The sequence below is a fragment of the Bradyrhizobium sp. AC87j1 genome (genome assembly GCF_002936975.1).
Classification (GTDB): Bacteria; Pseudomonadota; Alphaproteobacteria; order Rhizobiales; family Xanthobacteraceae; genus Bradyrhizobium; species Bradyrhizobium shewense.
In genome coordinates, this window is the sequence record NZ_PTFE01000166.1 from 1 (window position 1) to 9730 (window position 9730).

At 64.8% G+C, this 9730-nt stretch carries 9 protein-coding genes; 5 read left to right on the top strand and 4 right to left on the bottom strand.

What is annotated here, in order from left to right; translation table 11 throughout:
• A partial coding sequence (locus tag CV770_RS39350; RefSeq protein WP_104466144.1) for a hypothetical protein occupies nucleotides 1-671 on the bottom strand: 671 nt, incomplete at its 3' end.
• A 312-nt stretch (nucleotides 672-983) separates the two neighbouring features.
• Here CV770_RS39350 and CV770_RS39355 point away from each other — a divergent pair.
• Nucleotides 984-2633 (top strand): glycosyltransferase family 39 protein, encoded by a 1650-nt coding sequence (locus CV770_RS39355; protein WP_091953227.1) that lies wholly within the window; start codon nucleotides 984-986, stop codon nucleotides 2631-2633.
• Nucleotides 2634-2814: 181 nt separating this feature from the next.
• Complete coding sequence (locus CV770_RS39360) at nucleotides 2815-3594, top strand: class II aldolase/adducin family protein (RefSeq protein ID WP_104466140.1); 780 nt, start codon at nucleotides 2815-2817, stop codon at nucleotides 3592-3594.
• Between the two features lie 221 nt (nucleotides 3595-3815).
• Here CV770_RS39360 and CV770_RS39365 read toward each other — a convergent pair whose 3' ends face one another.
• The 3 genes from CV770_RS39365 to CV770_RS39375 all read right to left on the bottom strand — a co-directional run bounded on the left by CV770_RS39365 (nucleotide 3816) and on the right by CV770_RS39375 (nucleotide 8441).
• Complete coding sequence (locus CV770_RS39365; RefSeq protein WP_091953233.1) at nucleotides 3816-5210, bottom strand: M20/M25/M40 family metallo-hydrolase; 1395 nt, start codon at nucleotides 5208-5210, stop codon at nucleotides 3816-3818.
• A gap of 25 nt (nucleotides 5211-5235) precedes the next feature.
• Nucleotides 5236-6564 (bottom strand): glycosyltransferase family 87 protein, encoded by a 1329-nt coding sequence (locus CV770_RS39370; protein WP_201760243.1) that lies wholly within the window; start codon nucleotides 6562-6564, stop codon nucleotides 5236-5238.
• A gap of 254 nt (nucleotides 6565-6818) precedes the next feature.
• The gene (locus tag CV770_RS39375) at nucleotides 6819-8441 is read right to left on the bottom strand and encodes a helicase HerA-like domain-containing protein (RefSeq protein ID WP_104466142.1); all 1623 of its coding nucleotides are present in this window, start codon (nucleotides 8439-8441) and stop codon (nucleotides 6819-6821) included.
• A 45-nt stretch (nucleotides 8442-8486) separates the two neighbouring features.
• On the opposite strand from CV770_RS39375, the gene CV770_RS41930 reads away from it, so the two are divergent.
• Genes CV770_RS41930 through CV770_RS39385 form a run of 3 tightly spaced genes read left to right on the top strand, consistent with a single transcriptional unit; the run spans nucleotide 8487 to nucleotide 9589 of the window.
• Complete coding sequence (locus CV770_RS41930) at nucleotides 8487-8777, top strand: hypothetical protein (RefSeq protein ID WP_146101448.1); 291 nt, start codon at nucleotides 8487-8489, stop codon at nucleotides 8775-8777.
• 12 nt (nucleotides 8778-8789) lie between these two features.
• Nucleotides 8790-9155 (top strand): hypothetical protein, encoded by a 366-nt coding sequence (locus CV770_RS39380; RefSeq protein ID WP_104466143.1) that lies wholly within the window; start codon nucleotides 8790-8792, stop codon nucleotides 9153-9155.
• A gap of 26 nt (nucleotides 9156-9181) precedes the next feature.
• Nucleotides 9182-9589 carry a DUF4332 domain-containing protein gene (locus tag CV770_RS39385; RefSeq protein ID WP_028142940.1) on the top strand — a complete coding sequence of 136 codons (408 nt, stop codon included), beginning with the start codon at nucleotides 9182-9184 and terminating at the stop codon, nucleotides 9587-9589.
• Nucleotides 9590-9730 lie beyond the last annotated feature (141 nt).

Genomic DNA, 9730 nt, shown 5'->3' on the forward strand with positions numbered 1-9730 from the left:
GGAGCGGCCTCCGCAAAGGTCGATGGCGAGCGCGGCGGCGGCCGGCGCAAGGCGGCCGGTGGCTCCGGCGGACGCATGCGGTCCGGCTTCGGCCAGGCATCGTCAAAGCTTGCAGGCGGAATATCCAGGGCCTCAGCGGGCTCCGCAGGTAGCTGCGGCGGCGCGTCCTCAATGGTCTTCGCCTCCGCGCGCTCCCGCTCCTTGCGCGAGGTCGAGGCGAACAACAGGTTGCGCCGGCGCGGCGCTTCCGGAGCCGCGGGCGGCGTTGGAGCTTCCGGCACCGGCGGCGTCTCGACACGCGGACGCTCGCGCGCGGCGGCTTCGCTCTGCCACGGCGGCGGGCCTGCGGCGGGTGGCGGCGGCGGCTCGATCCTTGTCGCCGCAACGGCAGGCAACGGCTCGGGCGCAGCGGCGCTTGATGCGGCGAGGCCCGGCAGCACGGGCCTGACCCGAACCTCGGACGGCGCACCGGCCAGCCGGCGCGCGAGGCCCTTCAGTTCCGTGACCACGACATAGAGGCCGCCCAGTAACAATCCGGAGCAGACGGCGATCGTGCCCGAGATTATGAGGGGGCTGCCGAGGCTGAACTCCCTGACGGAGAAGCCAAACAGGATCGAAAGGAAGCCCGCCACGACGGCGAAAATCCCCGCGATCAACAATGCCAGATTCATCGAACTCACCCCCGGTCGCCATCCACACGCGACAACCGCTACGCCACGATACCGTCATCCGGTGTTCCACGCCAACGAGGAATCGTCGGTAGCGTTCCTAAAGGGAAGGAAATCAGGGACTTATTCACATTCCCTTCAGCTACGGCTCGCTACTGCTTAGACTGCTCTCAAGTAACCGGAATTGCTGCGTCGCATCAGGAATTTAGCCATAATGCCCAATTACTTGGTAATGGAACTGCGCTATAGGGAGTCCGGGGAGCAGGCCCGCGCGCACCAGCAGGGCCAAGAGGGGATTCCGGGGCACCGATAGCCATGACATCCATCACGACTTCGGCGATCGACACGCCTCTACGGCGCTCGGTCGAACGGACTTGCGACGATCTCGCCATGCTGGTGCTGGCCGCGGTCGCGGTCATTGCAGGCCTGACGTTCCGCGACTATGGCCTCGGCTGGGACGACTACACCCACGCTGAATATGCCGATTTGCTGCTGCGCATGTTCGGTTCCGGCTTCAAGGACACCGCGGCGCTCTCCTTCGCCAATCTCTACATGTATGGCGGCGGCTTCGACATGGTCGCGGCCCTCCTGCACAAAATCATTCCGCTCGAGCTGTTCGAGACGCGACGTCTGGTCGGCGCCATTGTCGGCGTGGTCGGACTTGCGGTGACGTGGCGGCTCGGCCGCCGCATCGGCGGGCCCCTTGCCGGTCTTGCCTCGCTGCTGCTGCTCGCGCTGTGCCCGATCTTCTACGGCCACATGTTCATGAATCCGAAGGATGCGCCCTTCGCGGTGGCCATGATCATCCTGATGCTCGGCCTGGTCCGGCTCGCCGAGGAATATCCCAAGCCGTCGCCGCGCACGATCCTGATCGTCGGCCTGGGTGCCGGCCTTTCGCTTGGCTGCCGCGTTCTCGGCGGGCTCGCGCTGGTCTACGCCGTGCTCGGCTTCGTCCCGCTGTTCCTGGAGGAATTGCGCAGCGAGGGCCTGCGCGAGTCGGTCCGCCGCTTCGCCCATGTCGTCTATGTGCTGCTGCCCGGCCTGGCGTTCGGCTACCTCGTGATGGGCCTGATCTGGCCGTGGTCGATCATGGAGCCCGGCAATCCGTTCGAGGCGCTGACCTACTTCTCGCATTTCTTCGAGAAGCCGTGGAAGGAGATGTTCGACGGCGCGATCGTGTCCGTGCCGGACATGCCCTGGTCCTATCTGCCGACGCTGTTCGCGCTGCAGCTGCCCGAGGTGATGCTGGTGCTGATGGCCGGCGCCGTGGTCAGCACCTTCGCGATGCTGCCGCGAAGCGAGGTTCCGGCGCGGCGCAAGACCATCATGCTGATGCTGACGCTCGCCGCAACCCTGCCGCTCGCGATCGCGATGGTGAAGCGGCCGGCGCTGTACAACGGCATCCGCCATTTCGTGTTCGTAATCCCGCCGATGGCGGTGCTCGGCGGCGTCGCCTTCGCCTGGGCCATGGAGCGCCTGCGCGCCAATCACCGCACCTGGCAGCCGGTCGTGCTCGCCACGTTTTGCTTTGGCCTTGCGCTCTCGCTCGCCGAGATGATCCGGCTGCATCCCTATCAGTACACCCACTTCAACCACATCGCCGGCACCGTCCGCGGCGCCGACGACCGCTTCATGCTGGACTACTGGGGTCTCGCGCTGAAGCAGGCCTCGGATGAGCTGCGCGAGCAGATCGTCGAGCGCCAGGAAGTGCCGCCGACCAATCGCAAATGGAAGGTCGCGGTCTGCGGTCCGCAGCGCCCCGCCCAGGTCGCGCTCGGGCCCGACTTCACCATCGGCTGGGATTCCAACGCGGCCGATTTCGCGATGACGCTCGGCGAGTTCTACTGCAAGGGCCTGACCGCGCCCGTGATGGTCGAGATCAAGCGCGACGACGTGGTATTCGCCCGCGTCTACGACATCCGCGGCCGGAGCATTTCCAGCCTGCTGTCGATCCCGGCGCCGTAATAATTTTCTCTCTCGTAGCCCGGATGGAGCGCAGCGAAATCCGGGACCTCTCGCAAGGCCCCGCATTCCGCTCCGCTCATGCGGGCTACGCTTGACTGCCGCGCGCTTGTCGCGCCTTGCTGCTTGCCACGAGCGGTACTACGCTCCCTCCCCGCAACAACGATGTTCGGAGAGATCAGCCATGTCGCCAGCGGAAGCGCGTCTGAAGGAAGTGCCGTCTGATATGACGGAGGCCGAGTGGCAGCAACGGGTCAATCTCGCCGCCTGCTACCGCCTTGTCGCGCTGTACGGCTGGGACGATCTGGTCGACACCCACATCTCCGCGCGCGTGCCCGGCCCCGACCATCATTTTCTCATCAATCCCTATGGGCTGATGTTCGACGAGATCACGGCCTCGAGCCTCGTCAAGGTCGATTTGCACGGCAACCAGCTCTCCGAGAGCGAATACAGCGTCAACCCCGCTGGCTTCACCATCCATTCGGCGATCCACGAGGTGCGCGAGGACGCGATCTGCGTGCTGCATCTCCACACCCTCGACGGCACCGCGGTGTCGAGCAGCGCAGAAGGCCTGTTGCCGCTGAACCAGACCGCCCAGCTCGTCACCCACGACCTCGCCTATCACGACTATGAAGGCATCGCGCTCGATCACGACGAACGGCCGCGACTGCAGAAGGATCTCGGCGACCACAACCACATGCTGCTGCGCAATCACGGCACGCTCACGGTCGGCCGCTCGGTCGCCTCCGCCTTCGAGCGCATGTACCACCTCGAGCGCGCCTGCTCGATGCAGGTGCGCACGCGCGCGCTCGGCACGCCGGTCTATCCGGTCGAGGAGATTGCGATCGACAAGAACACCGAGCTGCTCGCCAACCGCGACCGCGCCGAGCTGCGCGCCACCAACCTCGTGTGGCCGCCGCTGCTGCGCAAGCTCGACCGCGAGCTTCCGGGCTACCGGTCTTGAAATTTTCGGGATTTGGTGTAGGGTAGCGCCCAACTAACCTCTACGCCTTTTGGAATGAAACGCTGCCCAATTCCGGGCGGCGTTTTTATTTTGGGGCGGTGGTCGCCACGACAGCAGAGCCGTAGGGTGGGCAAAGCGCAGCGTGCCCACGTTCTTTCGCAATTACTTAGAGATGGTGGGCACGGCGCTTTGCGCCTTTGCCCACCCTACGGCAGCTCGCGCTACTTCACCTCCGCCAGCGCCGCGAGGATGCGGGCCCAGGAGCGGATGCCTTTCTGGAAGCTGCGAAGATCGTACTTCTCGTTCGGCGAGTGGATGTTGTCGTCGTCGAGGCCGAAGCCGACCAGCAGCGAGTCCAGGCCAAGCGTGCGCTTGAAATCGGCGACGATCGGGATCGAGGCGCCGGAGCCCATCAGCACGGTCTCCTTGCCCCATTCCTCCGTCAGCGCCTTGCTGGCAGCGGCAAGCGGCTTCATGTTCCAGTCGAGCGCGACGGCGGGCGCGGCGGAATGGTCGCCGAACTCGACCTTGCAGTCGCCGGGAATGCGCGCCGTCACGTAGTCGCGGAAGGCTTTGCGGATCTTTTGCGGGTCCTGCCCTTCGACCAGGCGGAACGAGACCTTGGCTGAAGCATGCGACGGGATCACCGTCTTGGAGCCCTCGCCGATATAGCCGCCCCAGATGCCGTTGACGTCGCAGGTCGGGCGCGATGAGGCCTGCTCGATCAGGAGGCGCCCCTTCTCGCCGGCCGGGATCGACAGGCCGATCGGCTTGAGGAACATCTCCGGCGTCAGATTGAGCTTCTTCCACTGCTCCAGGATATCGGGCGGCAGATCCTTCACGCCGTCATAGAAGCCGGGAATGGTGATGCGGTTGTCGTCGTCGAACAGGCCGCCCAGAATTTTGGTGAGCACCCGGATCGGGTTCATCGCGCTGCCGCCGAACACGCCGGAATGCAGGTCGCGATTGGCGGCGGTGATCTTCAGCTCTTCATAGAGCAGGCCGCGCAGTGAGGTCGTGATCGCCGGCGTGTTGCGGTCCCACATGCCGGTGTCGCAGACCAGCACGTAGTCGGCTTTGAGTTCGTCCTTGTTGGCCTCGATGAAGGGCACGAAGTTCTTCGAGCCGACCTCCTCCTCGCCTTCGATCAGGAAGGTGATGTCGACGGGCAGCGAGCCCGTCACCTTCTTCCAGGCGCGGCAGGCCTCGACGAACGTCATCACTTGGCCCTTGTCGTCCTCGGCGCCGCGCGCGACGATGATCTTGCGGCCGTCGGCATGGTCGGTGACGACGGGCTCGAACGGCGGACGGTGCCAGAGATCGAGCGGGTCGACCGGCTGTACGTCGTAATGGCCGTAAAAGATCACATGCGGCCGTCCGCCGGCCCCGGTCTTGCCGACGATGGCGGGATGGCCCGCGGTCGGCCTCACTTCAGTGGCGACGCCGAGGCTCGCGATGTCCTTGGCGAGATGCTCGGCAGCCGCCTTGCAATCCCCGGCGAAGGCGGGATCGGCGGAGATCGACTTGATCCGGAGCAGCGCGAACAGGCGCTCGAGGCTGTTGTCGAAATCCTTGTCGATGTGGTCGAGCACGGATTGAAGCTGCGCATTGGCCATGGTTGTGGGTCCTGACGTTCGAGTCTCAAGAGGTACCGGGTTTTAGCGCCGTCGCAGGCTCGGAGCCAGCCGCAACGGGCGGATGCCGGATGTGCCATGCAAGACTACCTGCAAGAACGGCGGTCGCGAGGAGGTTGTTGCCCCAGGCCTGGAGGACAGTTGGAAACCACGGCAGCGCCAGCAGCATGAGAATGCCGGCCGCGCCGAGCGCGAGCCAGGTTCCGAGACGCACATTCGCCCGCTCGTCGAAGGCGGCGCGATGCATCAGCACCGTCATCGGGAAGAACAGCCACATGAAGTAGTATTGCCGTGCCAAAGGCGAGGCCACCGTGATCAGGCAGAACAGGATGGCGAGCTCCTCCGCATCCGAGCGCGCCGTTCGCCGTGCTTGCTGCGGCATGATCGCGACGAAGCCGAGCCCGAGCAAGGCCGACAGCACCAGCACGATCCAGTTCGCCGTCCTGTAGTCGACGTCGATGATGTTCATCGTGCGCGGCGGCTTGCCGGGATCCTCCAGATTGAAGTTGATCGGGCGGACCAGGCGGTGCGTGACGGCGATGAGGGACTGGTTGACCCACGACCAGTTCTGCTCGTCACGCTGGCCAAAGCCCTTTTCCGAGCTCGTTCCGACCATGCCCTGATACCAGGTCGCAAGCTCGGCCGCGTTGCGCTCGAAGCCGCGGATCGGCGCCGGCACGACATAGAGCAGGATACCGGTGAAGGCGACCGTGGCGGCGGCGGCCGCCCATTTCCGCCGCCAGACCAGATACGGCAGGACCGCGATCGGAAACACCTTGATGGCAGCGGCGAGCGCGAACATGAAGCCTGCAAGCAAAGGACGTTGGTGTCGCAAGCTCCAGAAGCCGTAGAGCATCATGGCCAGCAGGACGAGGTTCGGCTGGCCGAGGTCGAACATGTCGAACACGAAGGGCACGGTGACGACGGCGGGCAGCGCCTCGAGCCAGCGGCCGGGGCTGCGCCCCGAGCCAGCCATGACCTGGGAGAACGTCCCGGTGTACCACCACGCCGCGGCGTTCAGGATCGACAGGACGACATAGAGCGGGATCTTGCCGAACCAGCTCGGGATCCCCAGCAGGATCGCCGGCAGCGGCGGATAGATGAACTCGAAATACTCGACGGCGGTGGCGGGATAGAGTGGCTCACCCTGCAGGACCTGCTGCCCGGCCCAGAACCACAGCGGGTAATCCTTGGTCTTGCCGCTGCCGAAGATCTCGGGAACGAGCACGTCGGCGGTGAGCAGGACGCAGCAGAACAGAAACAGCAGGTCCAGCGGCGCGCGCAGCGACAGGTGTCGGGGCGCGTCAGGCTTGGCTAACGGGGCGGGCGGGGTCACGGAGTGGTCCTGTGCGGCGGCGAACAGGACGTAGCAGACCGGCGCACGCTTGGAGAGTCCCTCACCTGAAATTGTAGGGTGATGGTCTCCGGCAACGGCACGTTGGGTGACTGAGTTCGAGCTTCCACAGCGTCATGGCCGGGCTTGTCCCGGCCATCCACGACCTTGTCGCAGCATTGAGAGCGTGGATGCCCGGGACAAGCTCGGGCATGACGACCTTTTGGGGGCAAGCGGAATTGCCCGAAGCGCTTTGCCTACCGCCGCAGCAATCCGCCGAGCGCGCCGCGGACCAGCGTGCGGCCGATCGAGCCGCCGAGCTGGCCGCCGACCGACTTGCCGATATTGGCGGCCATCCCGCCGATCACCTGGTTGGTGACCGATCGCGTCACGTCCCGCGCAATGACCTGGCCGGTCGACAGGCGGCCGCGCTTGACGTTGGTGCCGAAGATGGTGCCGACGATCGAGCCGATCTGGCCGAGAAGGCCGCCGCCATTTCCGCCAACCGGGCCGTCCGCGGTGGCCGCCGTGCCGGCAATGCGCTTCTGGATCATCTCGTAAGCGGACTCTTCATCGACCGCGGTGTCGTATTTACCCTTCACCGGGCTTGCGGCCATGATCGCCTTGCGCTCGTCCGGCGTGATCGGCCCGATGCGAGCCGACGGCGGCCGGATCATCACCCGCTCGACCATCGCCGGCGTGCCGTTGCCCTCGAGGAAGGACACCAGCGCCTCGCCCTTGCCGAGCTCCATGATCACCTTGGCGGTGTCGAGCTTCGGGTTGGGCCGGAAGGTCTGGGCCGCAGCGGCGACCGCCTTCTGGTCCCGCGGGGTGAAGGCGCGCAGTGCGTGCTGCACCCGGTTGCCGAGCTGTCCGAGCACGCGGTCAGGGACGTCGACCGGGTTTTGCGTCACGAAGTAGACGCCGACGCCCTTGGAGCGGATCAGGCGGACGACCTGCTCGATCTTGTCCATCAGCGCCTTGGGCGCATCGTTGAACAGCAGATGCGCCTCGTCGAAGAAGAACACGAGCTTCGGCTTGGGCAGATCGCCGGCCTCGGGCAGCTCCTCGAACAGCTCCGACAACATCCACAGCAGGAATGTCGCGTAAAGCCTGGGGTTCTGCAGCAGCTTGTCGGCGACCAGGATGTTGACCATGCCGCGGCCGTCGCGGTCGGTCTTCATGAAGTCCTTCAGGTTCAGTGCCGGCTCGCCGAAGAATTTGGTGCCGCCCTGGTTCTCCAGCACCAGCAACTGGCGCTGGATGGTGCCGACGGTGGCCTTGGTGACGTTGCCGAACCCCTGCGCGGCCTTGCGGATGGCGGCGAGCGGATCCTCCGCCGCGTCCGCCCCCTTCTTGGCGCTATCGGGCACGATGGCGTCGAGCAGTGCGCGCAGATCCTTCATGTCGATCAGGGTCAGCCCGTTGTCGTCAGCGACGCGGAAGGCGACGTTGAGCACGCCTTCCTGCACGTCGTTGAGGTCGAGCATGCGCGCGAGCAGAAGCGGCCCCATTTCCGTGACGGTCGCGCGCACCGGATGGCCCTGCTCGCCGAACACGTCCCAGAACACCGTCGAGAACTGGTCGGGCTGGAAATTCAGGCCCATTTCGGAGGCGCGCTTGAGGATGAAGTCTTTGGCCTCGCCAACCTCGGAGATGCCGGAGAGGTCGCCCTTGATGTCCGCCGCGAAGACCGGAACACCGGCGCGCGCAAATCCTTCCGCCATCACCTGCAGCGTCACGGTCTTGCCGGTTCCGGTTGCACCGGTGACGAGGCCGTGGCGATTGGCGAGCGCCAGCGTCAGCCATGCCTGCTCGTCTCCCTTGCCGACGAAGATCTTGTCGTCGGTATCGCCGAGCTTGCTGTCCTGTGCGGTCATTATTCTCTCTGATCTCTCTGCCGGGTTTCGCCTATTGAAACTCAAATGCACCAGTTCCGTAGTTTAACGCATGTTGCGCGCCGATTAAAACGGTTCAACGCGGCCGAACATGCGACATTGTCGGAAACAGACGGACGACATCAGCCGAAAGTAGGAACGAGGCGTTCGCAACGCGGCAATTTTTCGCCGATTCCATCTCCGCTCTTGCACCGCTGCAACACCTTTCGCGCGTTCGAAGGTGAATCGCGACGGCGCGTGCGTTCATCGCTTGAATTTCACATCACACCGGCTCAAGATCATTTTCGAAAGAAATACTCCGGCAAGCAAACCGGCTGAGGGGCGGGCCTTATGGACGAGCTGATCGGGCGGCTGGCGACAAACGCCAGCATAGATAGTGCTGTCGCTGAAAAGACCGTCGGCATCATCCTGGGCTTCCTCCGCAACGAGGGTCCTTCCGACAGCGTGCAGGCCCTGATCGACCAGATCCCCGGAGCGGAAGCTGCGATCGAGGCATCCAGGAGCGGCGGCGGACTGTCGCGGCTGATGGGCGGCGGCCTGATGGCGGTCGGCACGCGCCTGATGGGCCTGGGGCTCGGCATGTCGGAGATTCAAAACGTCGCCCGTGAACTTTTCCGCTTCGGCCGAGACAAAATCGGAGCAGATCAGATGGGCAAGATCGTTGCGGGGACGCCGGGCCTCAGCCAGTTCGCCTGAAGCTTTGGCAATTCATATCGAGTATCATGACATATCCGATCTCCGAGATTGAGGGCCTGTCGGTCTTTGCCGCCAACAAGTTGAAGGCGCAGGGTATCCGCACCACCGACGGGCTGCTCGAGGCGGCGGGCACGGTGAAGGGCCGCAAGGCGCTTTCCGCCAAGACCGGCATCAGCGAGCAGCTGCTGCTGGAATGGGCCAACGTCTCCGACTACATGCGTATCCCCGGCATGGGCCGGGCCAAGGTCGGCCTGGTCCGCGCCGCCGGCGTCACCACCGTGCGCGAGCTCGCCTATCGGAATCCGGCAAGGCTCGCCCAGAGCATGCGGGACGCCAACGAGAAGAAGAAGCTGCTGCGCATCCTGCCTTCGGAGAAGTCGGTCGGCGACATCATCGCCAAGGCGAAGAAGCTGCCGCCGAAGATTACGTATTAGTCCACTTACTCTCTCCGTCATCCTTGTAAGTCTCGAATCGCTGGATCGGATAGAGTGTCCGGTGCGGTAACGGACGGGAGACCGCTTCATCCAAGGGCTTTGAAGCCCGTACCTCAGCGCGGCGCCCCGTCCGTTGTTCCA

Coding starts and splice junctions, on each gene's coding strand:
- CV770_RS39355 (WP_091953227.1), top strand. CDS start 984: ATGACATCCATCACGACTTCGGCGATCGACACGCCTCTACGGCGCTCG.
- CV770_RS39360 (WP_104466140.1), top strand. CDS start 2,815: ATGTCGCCAGCGGAAGCGCGTCTGAAGGAAGTGCCGTCTGATATGACG.
- CV770_RS39365 (WP_091953233.1), bottom strand. CDS start 5,210: ATGGCCAATGCGCAGCTTCAATCCGTGCTCGACCACATCGACAAGGAT.
- CV770_RS39375 (WP_104466142.1), bottom strand. CDS start 8,441: ATGACCGCACAGGACAGCAAGCTCGGCGATACCGACGACAAGATCTTC.
- CV770_RS41930 (WP_146101448.1), top strand. CDS start 8,487: ATGCACCAGTTCCGTAGTTTAACGCATGTTGCGCGCCGATTAAAACGG.
- CV770_RS39380 (WP_104466143.1), top strand. CDS start 8,790: ATGGACGAGCTGATCGGGCGGCTGGCGACAAACGCCAGCATAGATAGT.
- CV770_RS39385 (WP_028142940.1), top strand. CDS start 9,182: ATGACATATCCGATCTCCGAGATTGAGGGCCTGTCGGTCTTTGCCGCC.